This window comes from Lacticaseibacillus pantheris DSM 15945 = JCM 12539 = NBRC 106106 (genome assembly GCF_001591865.1).
Taxonomy (GTDB): domain Bacteria; phylum Bacillota; class Bacilli; order Lactobacillales; family Lactobacillaceae; genus Lacticaseibacillus; species Lacticaseibacillus pantheris.
The window spans coordinates 1-17452 of the sequence record NZ_BCVS01000048.1; the positions used below are offsets into that span (position 1 = coordinate 1).

The window sequence follows — 17452 nt, forward strand, 5'->3', positions numbered from 1 at the left end:
CGCCTCATCGCGAGTGACCCTCCATCTTATTCAATTAACTTAGTCGTTGCAGTCATCCTCAAAGATGAACTCGCGCTGCTGTTTCTGTGTGTACAGGTACTCCTTGAGCGCCTGGGCCACCACGTCCGAGTTGCTCTCACCCGTGGTTTGCGTTTCCTTAGTTAGTTGCTCCAGCACGTCGGCGGGCAACGTAATTTTGATGTCAGTGGATTCAGTCATATTGTCTTACCCCTTCTACTACGCGAACGTAGCGTCTCAGCTACAGACACCTTACTAACGGCATCTATTCTAACACAACCACAACGTAAAGCCGCGTTTACCGGCGCAACTTTGCACCACTGAACCTATCATTCGATAAGTTGACTGCTTACTTTTGGTTAGTATATAATGTACGTGTAGTTTGAAAGCAACCAACTGATCCCTCACGCAAAGGAGGATGATAGGATGCGGATAAACATTAAGCCAGCAGCACAGGATTACCTGCGCAATAAGATTCAGGACACGGACAACGTGTTTCTCGCTCTCGACGACGGGTCCAGTAAGTACTCGATGGTCGGCGGTACCTGTACAATCGGGAGTAGCTTTCAGCTAGTACTCCGGAACGATGACGACGCCGACTACGCTATCGGGATGGACAATAACGCCAACCTTGCGTTAACCACCGGCGACGAAGAGAGCACCTATCTGGGTAACGGCCTGGCGCTTGATTACAAGAACGCTGCCCTAGTATTACGGGATGATAGTGGCATTATCGATGGTAACGTCACCGTCGCCCGCTACGTACCACAAGATCTAGATACAGAGGAACTACGTCAGCAGATGCAGGCTTTGGGTGTCAACATCTGCGGAGCTTAGCTACAACTAGTAATGGCGGTCGGTCACCCGCCGTTGCACATACCCAACAGAATATAGAAACAGCAAGCCCACCGGCACCCCTTTGCCGGTGGGCTTGTTGTTTATTGTCGTGCCTACTTTGCACCCATCCTGCGCATCAGTTCCACCATGTACCAGGCGCCCTGCTGATAGTCGCGTACACGCAGGCTCTCGTTCGGCGCGTGGGCCCCGCTGCCGTAGTAGCCGCAGCCAACCGACACAATCGGTAGGCCCAAAGTCGCGGCTACTGGCGCTTGCGGACCGCCGCCGGCCGAGTTGGGTACGACACGCACGTTATCGGTCCCATACACAGCTTTGGCCACATCGGTCGCCGCCGCGAAGTACGGGTCGTCCAGATCGGAGCGGAACGGGTCCTCCCCCAGTTGGAAGGTCATCTCCACGTCGCGAAAACCATTCCGGTCGAGCTGCGCACGGATGAGGTCAAAGCAGGCCTGCGGGGTCTGGCCTTGCGCCAGCCGACAGTCGAGCTTGGCGTGCGCTTCCCGCGGAATGACGGTCTTTACACCGTCGCCCGTGTAGCCGGACTCAAAGCCGTTGACGGTCAAAGACGGCTCATTCACGCTTGCAAGTTTGGGGTCGTCGCGTAAGAATGGTTGCCGCAACCCCGCGCGTTCGCGCAGGCCGTCCGCATCAAAGTCCATGCGGTCCACCGCCGCCCGGGTACCAGCGGACATCGTTTCAACTAAGTCATAATAACCATCAACGGCCAGTCGACGCTCTGGCGTTCGTAGCGAATGTAAGGCGTCAATTAACCGCCACGCCGCGTTATCCACATACGCGCCAAGTGAAGAATGAAGGTCCACGTCGGCAGTCCGCACGCTGAGGTCAAAGGCCAGGATGCCCTTAACCCCGCCGGTGACGGTAAAGTGTTCCTGCTCGTTCTTACTGCCGCCTTCCCAAACACAAACGTCAGCCGCCAGGTCATCAGCGTGGTGCGCAACGTAATCATCAAAGTGGCCGGAGCCGACTTCTTCCTCGCCCTCCACTACGAACTTCAGGTTACACGGCAAGCCGCCGTGATCCTGGAGGTAGCGAACCGCCGTCAACCGACACATTAGCTCGCCCTTGTCATCCCCAATCCCCCGGGCACGTACGGTCCCGTCATCCAGGAAGGTCGGCTCGAACGGTTCGCTGTGCCACTCCGCAAGTGGTTCGGGCGGCTGGACATCATAATGGTTATAAAACAGGATGGTGTGGTCACTGGCACCTTTGAATTGGGCAAAGACGGCCGGATTCCCACCCGGTTCGTTCCATTGCGTGGCGTAAGACGCCCCGAGTTCACGAAAAGTCTGTTGCAACCAGTCCGCGGTGTCCTGAATTCCGCGATGCTGCGCGGAGACGCTTTCCAGGCGGACATATGGTGCTAAGTGATCAAAGTAGTCGCGGGCGAACTGCTCAACGGCAGCACGTTCCGTGGTGGTTTGTGTGTTTGGCATGGGTGTATCCTCCGTTTTTTGTATTGTATGGATCGTGAATTTATGCTGGTGAAAGTTACGGGAGTGAGCGCTTAAACCCGCTATGGTAGAGGGATTGTGCTTCACCGCTACCTGGTCGGGAAATACTACTACGCTCCCGCGGTACTCGTTCTTATTGAAACGGGTTGCACCCCCGCAGAAACTTGCACGTAACCCGCTACGGCAATGAAGCCAAACCCGGGCTTCACCGCCGTAGCAAGTTACGCTCCAGTTTCTAACCGCGGGGCTCCACCCTCTAAACGGGTTGCGCAAGGCAGAAAGCGACGCATAAGGCACTCAAACCAAAAGGCCAAACCCGGGCCTTTCGGTCTGAGTGCCTTATGCTCTGCTTTCTAAGCGCCTTGCTCCACCCTCTACCTCAAGTTCACCCCTCTCCATCCCGGATTTCCACCAGCCGCGTTGTCTACCACACCCGTCAACTTCGTGTTCCGTAGATAGTTCGTTGCGTCCTGATACAGCGGAATGACGCCCTGCTCCTTCATCAGCAGTTGCTCAGCCTTAACCATCGCCTGCCACCGTGCCTTTGCGTCGGCCGTCGTGTTCGCCGTATTCATCAGGCTGTCATACTCCGAATTGCTCCAACCGCCAAAGTTGTACGAGTTACCCGTCACCATCATGTCCAAGAACGTCGTCGGGTCGTAATCTGCGCTCCAACTCGTCAGGATGACGTCAAAGTCGCTACCCAGTAGGTCCTTCACTCGCGTCGCCTTGGGGACCTTCTTTACCGTCACCTTCAAGCCCTTCAAGTTCTTCGTCCAGGTCTCGTCGAGGTACTGTGCAATCGAATCCCACTGGTCGTCCTCGTCCACCGTAAGGTTAAAACTCATCCCCGTCATACCCAACTGCTTCAACCCTTTATCCCAATACTCCTGCGCCAGCTTCTGGTTGTAACTCACCCCACTGTTGGCGTCGTCGTTCTTGACGTACGCATCCTTTGCAAAGTCGGTGCCGTCGGTCGGACTCTTCCCCAAGTCCCGAGAGACAAAGCCCAGCGATGCCTGCGATCCGTCCGCCAGCGTGTCCTGCGTAAAGGTCTTCCGGTCGATCGATAACGAGAGCGCCTTCCGAATGTAGACGTTGTTGAACGCCTTCTTCAGCGCATCCGTGCTTGGAGCCTTCTCGTTAGTGACCACGTAGGTGCCAATACCCGATAGCACCTGCTTAAACGCCTTGTTGTTCTTCTCGTTCTTGACCTCGTTGCCAGACAGCTCCGTCTGGTCCAACTGACCCGCCTCAAACATGTTCAACCCCGTTGAGGTCGTCTTCACCACCTGGTACGTAACTTTGTCCAGATGAATGTTCTGCTTGTTCCAATAGTTTTTGTTCTTCACCAGCGTCCACGAGTCGTTCGTCCCGTTCCAACTCTTCACCGTGTACGGCCCGTCGTAGCTCGTCTTCGTTGCGTTGGTACCAAACTTACTGCCGTTCTTCGTCACCGCGCTCTTCTCCACGGGCATAAACTCGGCGTTCGACATCAAAGTCAGGAACGTGGCCATCGGATGCTCCAAGTGCACAACAAACTTGTAGTCGCCCTCAGCCTTAACGCCTAACGTCGATACGGCCTTTTTGCCGCTATTGATGGCGTCCGCATTCACAATACCGGAGTACCGGTAGGCGTTGACCGCCTTGGTTTTGGGATCTACGTTCCGTTGCCAGGCGTAGACAAAGTCGTTGGCAGTCACCGGCTTGCCGTCCGCCCACTTCGCGTTGTGCCGCAAAGTAAAGGTGTACGTCATGCCGTCCTTAGATGTAGTCCAGGATTTAGCAATCCCCGGCTCCTTCTTGTTGTTCTTGCCAACCGTCAGCAGCCCCTCCTCAACGTTGTTCAAAACTTCACCGCTGGAGGTGTCACTAGCCTGTGCGGGATCCAAAGTCTCCAGCTGACTCGGAATGGACACCGTGATGGACTTGGTGCTGGCCGCGCTGGCTTTACTTCCACAGGCAGCTAACAGCAGCACCGAGGCCGCCGTCGCTGCCAGCACGCCGACTCTTGCCGGCCAACTTTGCTTATTACGATTCGCATTCTTCATGATAATTGCCTCCCAGTAGTCACGTTATGTACGCGGACGTCACTTACGCGCCCGTTAGCCCAATCAAATGTGGCATTTATACCCGCTTGCCACCAAGATAAACGCCCTTGTCAGCCTGCCGCACCGCGTCCACGTCATCCAGCGGGTTGGCCTTCAACACCAGGAAGTCCGCGTACTTACCCGCGGCCAGTGCGCCGTACTCTTCGCTGACCCCCAACAGGTCTGCCGAGTTCCGCGTAGCCGCGTACAGCACGTCCTGAGGTGCCATCCCCACTTTGTTCACCAGCAGGTGCAGCTCATCCCAATAGCCGGTCGCAAAGTCGTTGAACGGCGTCCCCGCATCAGTACCCGTTGCAAACGGTACTCCGCGTTGCACCGCCAATTTCATGTTCTTAAAGAACGCCTGGGCAAAGTCGCTTGCCTTCCGCACCATGTAGTCAGGAATCTTACCCTCACCGTGATCAACGATCCCCTGCACCGCGTTCAACGTCGGCACCAAGTACACCTGATGAGCCTTCATGAATTCGGCCTCATCCTCATCCAAAAAGATACCGTGTTCGACGGAATCTACACCGGCCTCCAATGCTAGCCGGATACCCGCAGTACCCTGTGCGTGTGCCGCGACTTTGCGTCGGCGGGCGTGCGCTTCGCGGGTGGCTACCGCCAACTCCTCTTGCGTGAACTCTGCATCCAGCGGGCTGTCGGCCACCGACATCACTCCGCCAGTCGCCATCACCTTGATGACATCCGCGCCATTCTTGAACGCCTGGCGCACCGCGTGCCGCATCTCATCGGGCGAATCGACCAGGTAGGATTCGTTACCCGTGTGGTGCGGGCTGTCACCATGGCCACCCGTTGCACTCATTGCGCGGCCGGATGCAACCACGTGCGGCGCCGGGAATCCGTACTCGGCCTGAGCGTCACGTAACTTAACGTCGACGTCGTAGTTGGAAGACAGGTTCCGCACGTACGTCACGCCGGAATGGACCAGGTCGGAGAGGTTTTGTAGGGCGAGCAAAGTGGTTTCGGTCTCGCTGCGCTCGCTCGCCGCGAGCTGGTGCGCGTTGCTCCCCAAATGGACGTGGCAGTTCATCATGCCGGGCATAACGTACTGACCGGCGCAATCCACCGTGCGGTCGGCTGCCGGAGTGGCGCCGGTCCCGGTGGCTGCGACTTTGCCCGTCGCGTCGTCTACCGTGAACCAACTGTCTGGGGTGAAGCCATCGTGTAAGCCGTCAAAGAGTGCTAGGTTGCTATAAAGTGTTGTGGTCATGTTATTTTCCTCGCTTTCAAAGTTGTGGCGCTACCCGTTGCAATATGTGTCGCGGTCCGATTAATTCCTTCAGATCCCCCGCGTTGTCGTGTTTGTGGGTATAAAAAACGACGCCTATACACTAATTAAGTGTATAGAGCGCCGGCCCCGTTACGTTATCAGACGTCGAGTCGGCTTAAAAGCATTGGTCCATGTTATTTAGTCCCGCGGATTCCCGGGGACAATAAAACCCGCAACTAACGAATGATCCCAATCGGCATAATAATCGCCGTTGGTCCCATCGTGGTTACGGGTATCTGGATTGCTTCTAAGCGTTCAACGTTTTGGTTCATCATGGCTATTCCTCCACGGATGCGTGTTGGTCGCACCCTTTGCGCCGGGTTAATAACCCCGGAGGATAACCGTTAGCTTCACGGCAGCGTCCCATGTAACTGCCGCTAACAATTATCCAATTACTGCATCAGCGTGTGGGACAACGTTAATGCTAATAATCACCGGAATAATGACGACGTTAATTTTAGTCATGAGTGGTTGCCCCTTTCGCTGTGGAAGAATTTCCTCGTGCTTGAGGATGGCTCCAGCATATAGCAAAACGGTGAGGAACGTCAACACCTTTTTCACATTTGATATTAATAAAACGGTAATTTAGCCCGTGCCGTTTCCCTCACTACCCGCATTTGTACTGCACGAGTAAGACCGCCATAAACCCTTTAACCACGGAATTAGCCCCCCATACTATGCGGTCACAAAACTCCGTAACATCATGGTAAATTCAATAACACTCGTATTGCTAGACTTGTCACCCAAACAAATAGCCACAACCAGCGTGACTGGTTGTGGCTCAATAATACTCCCGACTAAACTGCCATCTCGGCGTTGGCAGCAATGGCCGCCGCGAATGTCTGGTACGTGTCCGCATCAAAGGCGACGATCCGGACGCGGCGAACATAATCACATTCACGCATCGTACTCATCAGCGTACGTACGGCAATCGGCGCAGCTTTGAATAATGGGAAACCGTACACACCCGTGCTGATGGACGGAAAGTCCACGGTACGGCACCGGTGCGCGTCCGCTACCAACAGGCTGTTACGGTAACTATCGGCCAACAACTCACTCTCGCCGTTTCCGCCGCCCTGCCAGACGGGTCCGGCCGTGTGGACGATGTACGATGCTCGCAGGTTGAAGCCTGGCGTAATCTTCGCGTCACCAACCATACACCCATTCAGTCGCCGACATGCCTCCTGCAATCGGGGGCCAGCCGCACGGTGAATGGCACCATCAACGCCACCACCGCCGAGGAGCGAAGGATTGGCCGCATTGACAATTGCGTCACTACGACTCTTTGTAATGTCACCACGGACAACATCAACATATATTTTCATGGTGGTGGCCCCCTTTTGTTATTGTTAATTTTATAATAACGCCTTCAGGGGATATATCCAATAGCATTGTGCCATTTGTAACTTAGCCGTAATGATGGTTATGCCGCGGCCTAGGCCGATTTTGCGGCAGCTGTATATACTTATGATTAGTCAAATTGATAACATTGTTTAATTATGCGGTAGTTGTGTTAATTGTTGATCCAACCAACTGAGGTATTGCTGCTCCCGCGTCAGGGCGTGATCCAGAATCAAGTAGTGCCCAAACTGGTCTTGAGGCACATTTTCGTCGCCAAAGAGGAGTTGCCGGCGCGCCTCCAGGTGGTCAAGCCACTCTTGGTGAATCGCAATCTGTTCGCGAATCATCCCCGGTAACCGCGCATCGTCTGCACGTTGAACAAAGTAGAGTTTCAGCACAAATTCGTCCTTGGTCGTCGCCATCGTCGGTGTAGGGGCTCCCACCCAAGATGACAAAGCGGATCGACCCTCCGTGGTAATGCTGTAGCGCTTCTTTTCTAACTTAGTCCCAGCAACCTCCACGGAATGCGTAATCAGCCCTTGCTCCTCCATCCGCGCCAACAGCGGGTATATTTGGCTGTGCTGTGCTTGCCAAAACTCACCAATTTCGTGGGCAAAATCCTGTGTTAGTTCATATCCCGTCCGTGGTTCCTGGTCTAATAGTCCCAAGATGATGTACTGCAAAATGTTCTTTTGTGCCATTTGTCAGCCCTCCGCTTGACTTCCCTTTGGGACCAGTATATATTAATCAAGTTGCTAAAAACATGTAAACTATTACACGTTCAAAATTACTTATTCAAAGGAGCTCATGATGACTGAACACAACAATATGACCAAGAAGTTTGCCACCCTCGACGACTTCCTCGGGACACACTTTATCTACACTTATGACAACGGTTGGGAATACGAATGGTACGCGCGCAACGACCACACCGTGGACTACCGCATTCATGGCGGCATGGTCGCCGGCCGCTGGGTTACGGGCCAGGAGGCCAACATTGTGATGCTGGTACCCGGTATCTACAAGATTGCCTGGACGGAGCCAACCGGGACTGACGTCGCCCTCGACTTCATGCCAAATGACCACCGCATTAACGGCACGATCTTCTTCCCTAAGTGGGTGCAGGACCACCCAGAAATCACGGTGACCTACCAGAACGAGCACATCGACCTGATGGAAGAATCCCGCGAAAAATACGAGACTTACCCCAAGCTGGTAGTGCCGGAATTCGCCCAAATTACCTATATTGGTGACGCCGGCCAGGACAACGCTGACGTTATCAACGAGGAACCGTATGAAGGAATGCCCGACGATATCCGAGCTGGAAAGTTCTACGACGAGGACTACAAGCACGCAAGTAAATAAATACACTTCAGGGTCACGACCAATGGTCGTGACCCTGTTTGCTTTTTTTTACTAACGGATTCGTTGCGTTACTGAGCCAAAATTGAGCGGAATTAGTTCGTAATGAGCGACAATCTAAGCACTGCAATCGTCCCCACGCTCAAATTAAATTAGTGTTTGTTTGACTTTGCCAACCCCAAATGGTAGTTTTGTTGACGATATCCGTCAACAAGGAGACGATTAAGTGCATACGACGATCACAACCGCCGACTGGCAACGTGGTTTTCACCAAAACCACGACCAACTACTATGTAACTACTGCAAGTTCACCGTTGCTGCCCACCCCCGTAGCGTGGACGTTATGGCTCGCCACCTTGAGGAGATCCACGGTGGCCCGGTCGCTGCGCTGCTGACGTCTTCTGACCGTAATAACACGCTCACCGCACGCCAACGGGACCTGCTGGCCGCCTTTGCGCGCGGCGACAGTGATGCCGAGATTGCCACGAACCTCAGCGTCAGCCTCAGCACGGTGCGACACCAGCGTTTCACCTTCCGCAGCAAAGCAGACCAGGCCCGCCTCTACCTCGCCCAGTTCCAGTCGGCCTTTGGGGATGACACGGAACATGCGAGCCTACTCCGCTTACCGCAAACACCGTATACCCGCGACATCAGTATCACCCAGGCCGAGTACCAACGGATCATCGCTAAGTATTTCTCCACGGACAAGGGTCAGTTGCAACTTGAAGCCCTCCCCCGACGTGAAAAACAGCGGCTGGCCGTTTGCTACCGGGTGTGCTTAATACTAGAATCCGGGCGCGTCTACACTCGGACCGACTTCAACCAGCTGCTAGGGGCAGTATGGGCTGATTACAATTACTTAACGCGGGAGCTGATCGACTTTGGCTTCATCAGCCGCACGACAGACGGCACCCAGTATTGGAGGATTTTCAATGAATAATATGAGTAAAGACGAACGCAAGGCGCTCGTGCAGGCGTACAAAATGGCGCCGACCTACTACGGCGTCATTCAGATTGAAAACACACGTAACCATAAACGGTTCATCGCGGCGGTACCGAACATCAAGGGCCGCTGGGATTACTATCAAGTCAACCTGAACAACCATAAATATGGTGACACGGAGCTACAACGCGACTGGGACGCCATGGGGGCCGACGCCTTCGCGTACTCGGTACTGTTTAAAGAAAAGACCGACGACGTACTCAACATGCGGGCGGAACTGAAAGACTTACTGGCCATCTGGCGGGAAGAGGTCAAGCCGGAATACAAGAGTTAGGGTTCACGGACAACCCCAAAACGTCGGTTCACCCCACCGCCTATCATAACCATAGTTATCAATGCTAAAATGGTGGGATAAACATGATGGGAGAGACAATCAAATGCGTTCTTTGCGTTACATCGCGGCCGTCCTCCGCGAATTCTGGGCTCACTGGATTAGTTACCTGGTACTTAGCGGCGTTGTTGGTATTTTAATCAGCTTATTAATCATCCCCGCGCTCCGGTGGGTCACCCGCGCAGTCCTTGTGGCCGGCGGGGTGCCGTACTTAACTTTGACCAACGCTCCGAGCGTAATAGTCAATCATCCGTTCACGTCCATCGCATTGCTCGCAATTGGCATCCTGCTGCTCGCACTGGTCTACCTACAGTTTGCAGTTCTGCTCACTGGGGTCAACAACATCCACCACCACGAAAACTATGGCTGGCGACAGATCGCCCGCGCCGTCTGGAGCGATTTGCGCCACCTGCGCTGGACCTCCTTCGTCTTCTTTGCCCCCTACTGCCTCATCGTCGTCCCACTCGCCGGTCTGGTCGTTGGTTCGAGCCTGCTGGCAAAGGTGCGCGTGCCGATCTTCATCACCGCGTGGCTGCTCGAACGCCCACCATTGGCCGTCGCGGTTGCCGGCATCTACCTGGTCATGACGTACCTCGCCGTCCGCTGGCTGCGGGTCCTCCCCCACGCCATTCTCGGTGAGATGCACCTGCGCGCAGCCGCCCGCCAAAGTTGGCGCGAAACCCGGGGACGCTGGTGGTTCTTCTTCATCCGCGCGACTTTGCTCGGTATCACCGTCTGGCTCATCGCGTACGCTTGGTCTGAAGGGCTGATTGGCCTCCAAAACTGGTTTGACGACCAAAAATACGCGTACGTCGCCGCCATCATCACGATGGCGTTGATGATTATTGGCAAAGTCGTGTTGGGCGCCATGGGCAGTATCGCGCTCCTATTGTTTTTGATTGAGCCCGACCAGTTGTCCAGCACCACCAAGGCCACCGTCAAACGGCACCATGGCGGCTGGTTCTACACCGGCATTAGCGTGACCGGCGTGTTGGCCCTGGCGCTACTAATCTTGTTCAACGCGGTTTACCTCAAAGGGGCCTTGGATTCGCAGCCACTGGCCATTTCGCACCGCGGGGTGGATAACGGTAACGGCGTCCAAAACACTTTGCCCGCGATGGAACGTACCGCTAAAGAACATCCCGACTACATCGAAATTGACGTTCACGAAACTAAGGATAACCAGTTTATCGTGTTACACGACGAAAACCTTAAGCAACTAGCCGGCATCAACAAAACACCAAAACAGCTCACACTTAAACAGTTGCAACGGGTCGTGGTACACGAAAACGGCCACCACGCACACCTGGTCAGCCTAAACCAGTACATGGACGCAGCGGAAAAACGAGGACAAAAGCTCATTGTCGAAATTAAGACCACTAAAAACGACAGTCGTGCCATGTTGACCAACTTTATTGACCGGTACGCACAGCGTATTATCGCCCATCACGACCGTGTACACTCACTGAATTACGGTGTCATCACCGGTCTGCGTCGCCGGGTACCGCATTTGTACGCCAGTTTCATTCTCCCGTACGTGCTCGTCTTCCCGAAGACCGACGCCAACGCATACACCTTTGAAGAAACGACCCTGGACGACGTCTTTGTGGATGCCGCACACGACGATCACCAAGCAGTGTGGGCCTGGACCGTTAACGACGCCGACAGTATGGAACAGATGATGTTCATCGGTGTTGACGGCATCATTACCGATAACCTCAGCCTCCTGCAAAATACCATCCGCACGCACGACGACCACCCATCGTACGCCGAACGCATGCAGTTTTTCAGCAACTCGTTGGATAATATTTCGGCGCAGAGTGAAGTGGACTAAAGCACAGGTACCACTAACCTCTACACACACCAAAATACGGCCTGAGCCGTCGGAGTAGTCCGGTGACTCAGGCCGCTTTGTATTTAGTCTTAATGGTTGTCGTCAACCAAAAACGCCCGGTCCAGCGCCGCCAACCCGGCCTCGCCGTTGCCTAGTAGCTCGCCGACATAGTTACGGACATTGCCGTAATGGGCATCAACCCAGTCCAACGCGGTGTCCAAATAGTCCACACGCACACCGGTGACGGCCCGCATGTCCGTTAACATCTGGTGGGTGGCACCCAACTGCTGAAACTCAACCAACGCCTGATTGATGTTGGGCTCGTGTTCCACGTTGGAGTAGAGGTAGTCACGCGTAATCAGCGACCGCGGAACGCCCAGCGCGCCGAGTAGCAAAGCCGCGGCCATCCCCGTCCGGTCCTTCCCGGCCGAACAGTGGAACATCACCGCTCCAGGTGTGGCGGTCGCCGTCACCAAGAACTCACGCATGGACGCCTGCATGGTGGGGTCCGCCACCATGGCCTCGTAGCCCAAACGGATGTGCTCCGGAGCATCATCGTGGTGTTGAATGTATGTCCGCAATGCGTGCGCCTCACCTTTGAGGTCACCCACCACCATCGGAGCCGCCACTCGTGCCGCCCCGGCAAGTGGGACGTCGGGCGCCTTTGCGGCCTCATCCGGTTGCCTAAAATCAACCACCGCACCCACACCCAAAGCAGTCAGTTGTTGCATGTCGTGGGGCGTTGCTTGCCACAGGCGGCCGGTCCGAATGATTTTATGTGGCCGTAAATAACGGCCGCTGTTCGTCCGCAAGTGGTGGTACGTCCGCGCGTTGGTCACCCGTTCTAAGCTCATGATATCCAGCGCCCGCTGGTGGCGGGCAGTTGCTGCTGTCAATGTCATCACCTCGTGACCCCACATTAGCATAACTGCCGTCCGATTGAAAGCGGATGCAAGCGGCTTAGGGTGTCGTGACTAAGGTTTGTTGAGACCGAGCGGGTTTTGCTCGGGCTACGGCAATTCGCGGTAGCCCGGTACGGGCGTGAGCGTGAGGCACGTACCCGGTCGCGGGAACCAGCCGCTCAACCGGAACCGCCACGTCAGTTCGACCAGCCACTGTAGCGGGCACCGTGGAGCAGTCCACAAAGTTGCAGTTCACCGCGACACACCCCCGGCCAGAGCCACCACCCGGAGCTAACGCGTGTGTCCGCCCGCAAACGGAGCCGCGTTGCCCGCATCACCTTTGCCGTTGTACGCCGCTACGAACCGCGGAACGAAGGTACTCAGCCCATGCGTCCCCAGTTCTGGCATGTGCGCGTCCAAATCCGCGTAAAACCGGTACGCCTGCCGCTGTCCCTGACCCATGGTGACCATGCCAGTCACCAGCGCGTCGGGCACACCTGCTGCCAGAGCGCCGTCACGATACTGGTCGTCCGTGAGCTCTACGTACTGTAGGTCAGGCATACGCAATGCCGCGCGCAACGCGGCCACAACCTGGTCACCACTTGCAAAATCGCTGACCACGTACCGCGTCGTCGTACCCACCGGCGTCCGTTCCAACAGGTCGGCCACCGTCGTCGCAATGTCTTCTGGTGCGGCCCACGCGCGGCGCGTGCTCCCCGGGATGTTGGCCGCCATGGCGTGCTGATTGCGAATCTGCGGAATAAATGTCAACAGGTTATCCCAGAACCCCACTGGCCGTACGAACGCTAAGTTCACTCCTGCCAGTCGCCGCATCTCGCGCTCCACGTACCCATACGTGTGCAAAGGACCGACTTCTGGGCCCTTATCCGCGCCCACGCTGCTCAATTGCACCACGTTGTGCACCCCGGCGGCCGCAATTGCCGTTCGGAAAGTGCTGGCCTGCTGGATAGCAGCCGCAATCAAATCATCACTGAGCGCACCGCCCGCCAACATTGTGAACACCGCGTCCGCGCCGGTAAATGCCGTGGTCAGAAAAGTGGCATCCGCAATATCACCCGCCAGCGGCTTTGCCCCTAACGCCTGAATGGCGGGGAAACGCCGTTCACTACTAGTGACCACCGTCACGTTGTGGCCGTCCTGCACTAACCGCGGTACCAAGTGTTGCCCAATGTGCCCTAAAGAACCTAAAACCGTAATCTGCATCAGTTATTTCCTCCTTAAACGGATAGAGCTATCTTTTTACGTTGTACGTATTATAAAAGATAGTATTATCTTTTGTCAACCTTGACGTGTGGCTATCCTCCGGGCGATAATTACGGTATGCGAAAAAAAGATCCGGCCAAAAAGCAACTAATTTTAGACTGTGCGGCTCAGCTGATCGCCCAAGACGGGGCGGGAGCATTGTCCACTGCCCGCGTGGCCCGTGCGGTAGGTATCGCGCAGTCGAACATCTACATATACTTCAAGGACCGCGACGCACTCCTCGCGGCCGTCTTTGACCGCGCCCAAGCCGCTGGTGCGCAATACATTGATGGTCCGCTCATTGCCGACGAGACGAAACCGATGGCGGCGCGGCTACAAGCGTACCTACGCGGACTGTATGACTGGTCGGTCGCAGCGCCGACGGACATGCTGTTGCTGGAACAAATCAAGCGCCTCCCGGACGCGCCGGCAACCACCCACATCGGCAACACGCGCACGGAACCACTCATGGATCTCATCCGGCAGGCCCAATCGGCGGGACTGTGCCGACCAGTCGCCGCGGATATTTTGGTAACCATCGTCTTCGCGGCGGTGCGCCGCAACGTGGAACTCCCCCAGAAGGATCAGGCCAGCTTTGCAAAGTTGTTCCCCGTCCTGTGGGCTGCAATTGCCACAACGCCGGCGCCAAACGTAGAACTGTAATTACGAATACCAAATGGATGCAGAATGTAAAGTTTAGTGAAGGGGGCTAATCATGCAATCGCAACGACAGCAACGTTCTACCATTATTAGCATCGTCACGTTCGTGGGCGTCTTTGGGGCGTACATGGGCTTGGAGCACTTCGGTTTCTCTGGTTGGTTGGAAATTGTCTTGACGGTCGGGGCAGCCGTTATTTCGGCATTGGTGGGCGCACTTATTGCTGGGTTTGTAACCAAATAACTGGGCCGGATAGGTAATGGCGCTGGCTAGTGATTATCTGAGTGTAAACCAAGGCCCACACAACTTTGCGTATAGTTGTGCGGGCCTTGGTTTTGGATATTGTAGGTTAAGTTCTAAAGCTTGGGTCGGGCTGCGGCTCTCGTCCTGGCTTCGGTTAAACCAGTCAATGCTACAGTCTCTCGGCGGCGCTGGCACCGGCTGGCTGCGCCAGTAGCATTCCCTAATCGCTAAAGCGATAAGGGTCTGCGTACCTCGTGGCGGGCTCTAAGCGCTAAAGCAGTAAGTGGTTAGCTTCTGCTCCTCTCGTTCTGACTGCTATCAAACCAGTCAATGCCACAGTCTCTCGCACTCGCTGCGCGGGTGCTCCGAGTGGCGGAGAGTAAGCGCTGAAGCGCCAACTCTCCGCGCAGCAAAAAAAGAGCACCGCCGCGCCAACACCGCGAACAGCACTCTATATGTAGGTTTTATGCCCACCCATGCGTGTGCCGGCGCTCAGCAGCAGCCCACGCACATCAACCGTTAATATTATGCCCTCATTCACAGCAAAGTGCAACCATTTGTGAACAAAAAATGCGGTTTTTGTCAGCTATTACCCCACTTTGTTCATCATTGGTGAACACACGTCGTCTCAAGATGAATTTACGGTTAGACTGATTTGTACCACAATATAAAGCGGGCGAACACCATCAAAAAGTGTTCGCCCGCTTTACTATCTTTCCACCAGTAATTACGCCAGGTGTTCTGCCAAGCGTTCATCCGCACCTTTGCGTCCGTGCCGTGCCCGCAGCGCGTACAATATCGTCACCGTGTCCACCACTTCCTGGAACAAGGCACCGATGATGGCTGGAATTACGCCGAAACTAGCAATCAGCATCAACACCGTACAAATACCAATACCAATCAGAACCGCCTCCCGCGCAATCGCCATCGTGTCGCGCGCAATTAGCACCCCAGACGCAACCTGACTAAGATCGTCGTGGAGCAACACCACGTCAGCCGACTCACTCGCCGCCGTCGCTCCCCGCGCCCCCATGGCAATGCCGACATCAGCTACCGCCAACGACGGCGCGTCATTCACCCCGTCGCCGACCATCACCACCGGCCGTTGATCACGGGACACCTGCTTCAGCACCGCAATTTTGTCGGCCGGCAACTGTTGAGCGTACACCGTATCAATGCCCGCCTGGTCGGCTACAGCGTCGGCGGTCTGCTGCCGGTCACCCGAAATCATCATGAGGTTGTGAATTCCGAGCGCGTGCAACCGCTTCATGGTCGCTGGCGTCTCGGCCCGAATGGTGTCAGCAAACAGTATGCGCCCCACGTAACGTCCATCCACGGACACGTAGACGGCCGTTTGGTCGCTCACGTTGGTCGCGTGGGCAAAGCCGGCCTGCCCGACCGCCACGACTTTGCCTTCCACAGTCGCCGTCACCCCGTGCCCCGTGGCCTCCGAGACGTCGGTTGACGCTGACAATTCGTGGCCTTCCGCGGCGGTCACCAACGCCCGCGCAAGAATATGCCCCGAGTGCTGTTCCGCCGAGGCTGCCCAGGACAGCAAAGTTGCGTCGTCAACATCGTCAACTGCCGGTTCGACGGCCACAACGCGCAGGTCGCCACGGGTCACCGTCCCCGTCTTATCAAACGCAACGGTGCGGGCCGAGGCCAGCTTTTCCAGCGCTGCCCCGGACTTAACGATAATCCCGTTGCGGCTGGTGCGGCTCATCCCCGACACCAGCGCAATTGGCGCCGCCAGAATCAACGGACATGGGGACGCCACCACGAGCACTTCGGCAAACCGCACCGGATCACCTGAGAGGAACCAGGCCACCCCCGCAATAACGTAGGCCACGAGGGTAAACGGCACGGCGTAGCGGTCGGCGAGGCGCACAAAGGGAGCCTGCTGACTGGCCGCGTCTTGCACTAACCGCACGATACTCTGGTACTGGCTATCGGCGGCCGTTTTGGTCACCTGCACGGTCAAAGCGGCATCGCCGTTGACCGTCCCCGACATGAGCGGGGCGTCCACACTTTTGGCAACCGGGCGCGATTCACCCGTAATGTTGGCCTCATCGACCAAAGAATCACCATCGACAACGCGGCCATCAACGGGCACCACTTCGCCGGGACGAACGACCACGGTGTCGCCCACTTTGACTGCATCGGCGGCAACGTCGACGAGTTTTCCTCCCTCCTGGCGGTGCGCCATGGTCGGCGTGTTAGCCAGAAGGTCGCGGAGTTCAGAGTTGGCTTTGTGGGCGGCGTAGTCTTCGAGCGCGTCACCACCCGTCAGCATCAGTAGCACAATCAAAGCCGCCCAGTACTCACCGACGACCACGGTCGCCACCACGGCCGTGATGGCCAGGAGGTCAACACCAAATTTCCCGGAACGCAAAGTCTGGACCATATCCCAGAACATCAGTGCGGCCAAAGCTAGGCCGGCAACGTTGATTACGATTACCGCGACGTGAGGCAGGTGAAGGCCCCACTCGGCCACCGCCGCAATCAGTGCGACTGTGAGTACCATCCACAGACGCCAATAGGTACGGAATACACGCATAATTAATCGCCCCTTCCCCATTTGTCCTTACCTCCATTGTACAGGCAACAGCTGTGGAAAACAACCGCTTTTATTGGCTGCGCGTCTACAGTTTTGTGGCGTAGTGGCGGCTTTGGCTGGTGGCGGTGCTGCGGGGTACTACGACTTGGTGGACCGCTGCTATTGGCTGGTTGTACTGGTGCGGTGGCTCCGGTTGGCGGTTCTGGCCGGTGGCGGTGCCGTGGTG

The 17452-nt window shown here is 56.0% G+C and carries 16 protein-coding genes; 7 read left to right on the forward strand and 9 right to left on the reverse strand.

Annotated elements, in window-relative coordinates; all coding sequences use genetic code 11:
- Positions 1-39: 39 nt before the first annotated feature.
- Positions 40-219 carry a ribbon-helix-helix domain-containing protein gene (locus LPA02S_RS06465; RefSeq protein WP_054651390.1) on the reverse strand — a complete coding sequence of 60 codons (180 nt, stop codon included), beginning with the start codon at positions 217-219 and terminating at the stop codon, positions 40-42.
- Positions 220-444: 225 nt separating this feature from the next.
- On the opposite strand from LPA02S_RS06465, the gene LPA02S_RS06470 reads away from it, so the two are divergent.
- Positions 445-855: an iron-sulfur cluster biosynthesis family protein gene (locus tag LPA02S_RS06470; protein ID WP_056957078.1), complete on the forward strand. Its 411-nt coding sequence runs from the start codon at positions 445-447 to the stop codon at positions 853-855.
- Positions 856-968: 113 nt separating this feature from the next.
- On the opposite strand, the gene LPA02S_RS06475 is transcribed toward LPA02S_RS06470, so the two are convergent.
- The 5 genes from LPA02S_RS06475 to LPA02S_RS06495 form a co-directional block, all read right to left on the reverse strand.
- Entirely contained in the window at positions 969-2330 is a 1362-nt protein-coding gene (locus LPA02S_RS06475) for a M20/M25/M40 family metallo-hydrolase (RefSeq protein WP_054651392.1), read from the reverse strand.
- Positions 2331-2722: 392 nt separating this feature from the next.
- Positions 2723-4399 carry a peptide ABC transporter substrate-binding protein gene (locus tag LPA02S_RS06480; protein ID WP_054651394.1) on the reverse strand — a complete coding sequence of 559 codons (1677 nt, stop codon included), beginning with the start codon at positions 4397-4399 and terminating at the stop codon, positions 2723-2725.
- Positions 4400-4475: 76 nt separating this feature from the next.
- A complete protein-coding gene (locus tag LPA02S_RS06485; protein ID WP_056957079.1) occupies positions 4476-5672 on the reverse strand; it encodes a metal-dependent hydrolase family protein in 1197 nt (398 codons plus the stop codon).
- A gap of 857 nt (positions 5673-6529) precedes the next feature.
- Positions 6530-7057, reverse strand: a complete 528-nt coding sequence (locus tag LPA02S_RS06490) for an O-acetyl-ADP-ribose deacetylase (RefSeq protein WP_054651401.1) — start codon at positions 7055-7057, stop codon at positions 6530-6532.
- Between the two features lie 168 nt (positions 7058-7225).
- A complete protein-coding gene (locus tag LPA02S_RS06495) occupies positions 7226-7774 on the reverse strand; it encodes a PadR family transcriptional regulator (protein ID WP_054651403.1) in 549 nt (182 codons plus the stop codon).
- A gap of 127 nt (positions 7775-7901) precedes the next feature.
- Here LPA02S_RS06495 and LPA02S_RS06500 point away from each other — a divergent pair, with 127 nt between their 5' ends.
- From LPA02S_RS06500 to LPA02S_RS06515, 4 genes are all read left to right on the forward strand, one after another.
- Complete coding sequence (locus tag LPA02S_RS06500) at positions 7902-8438, forward strand: phenolic acid decarboxylase (protein ID WP_054651419.1); 537 nt, start codon at positions 7902-7904, stop codon at positions 8436-8438.
- A 223-nt stretch (positions 8439-8661) separates the two neighbouring features.
- Positions 8662-9375 (forward strand): DUF2087 domain-containing protein, encoded by a 714-nt coding sequence (locus LPA02S_RS06505; RefSeq protein WP_054651405.1) that lies wholly within the window; start codon positions 8662-8664, stop codon positions 9373-9375.
- A complete protein-coding gene (locus LPA02S_RS06510; RefSeq protein ID WP_225350359.1) occupies positions 9368-9712 on the forward strand; it encodes a GIY-YIG nuclease family protein in 345 nt (114 codons plus the stop codon). Before LPA02S_RS06505 ends, LPA02S_RS06510 begins: the two co-directional genes overlap by 8 nt.
- 103 nt (positions 9713-9815) lie before the next feature.
- Positions 9816-11603 (forward strand): glycerophosphoryl diester phosphodiesterase membrane domain-containing protein, encoded by a 1788-nt coding sequence (locus tag LPA02S_RS06515; protein WP_056957080.1) that lies wholly within the window; start codon positions 9816-9818, stop codon positions 11601-11603.
- A gap of 89 nt (positions 11604-11692) precedes the next feature.
- Here LPA02S_RS06515 and LPA02S_RS06520 read toward each other — a convergent pair whose 3' ends face one another.
- Together LPA02S_RS06520 and LPA02S_RS06525 are read right to left on the reverse strand one after the other, a co-directional pair.
- The gene (locus LPA02S_RS06520) at positions 11693-12499 is read right to left on the reverse strand and encodes a tyrosine-protein phosphatase (RefSeq protein ID WP_056957081.1); all 807 of its coding nucleotides are present in this window, start codon (positions 12497-12499) and stop codon (positions 11693-11695) included.
- Positions 12500-12796: 297 nt separating this feature from the next.
- Positions 12797-13729: an SDR family oxidoreductase gene (locus LPA02S_RS06525; RefSeq protein ID WP_056957082.1), complete on the reverse strand. Its 933-nt coding sequence runs from the start codon at positions 13727-13729 to the stop codon at positions 12797-12799.
- 117 nt (positions 13730-13846) lie between these two features.
- Between LPA02S_RS06525 and LPA02S_RS06530 the strand changes: the two genes are divergently transcribed.
- A complete protein-coding gene (locus LPA02S_RS06530) occupies positions 13847-14431 on the forward strand; it encodes a TetR/AcrR family transcriptional regulator (RefSeq protein WP_082607966.1) in 585 nt (194 codons plus the stop codon).
- A gap of 52 nt (positions 14432-14483) precedes the next feature.
- On the forward strand, positions 14484-14669 hold the full coding sequence (locus tag LPA02S_RS06535) for a hypothetical protein (protein WP_054651417.1): 186 nt from the start codon (positions 14484-14486) through the stop codon (positions 14667-14669).
- A gap of 727 nt (positions 14670-15396) precedes the next feature.
- Here the strand turns inward: LPA02S_RS06535 and LPA02S_RS06540 are convergent.
- On the reverse strand, positions 15397-17226 hold the full coding sequence (locus LPA02S_RS06540) for a heavy metal translocating P-type ATPase (protein ID WP_056957113.1): 1830 nt from the start codon (positions 17224-17226) through the stop codon (positions 15397-15399).
- Between the last annotated feature and the right edge of the window lie 226 nt (positions 17227-17452).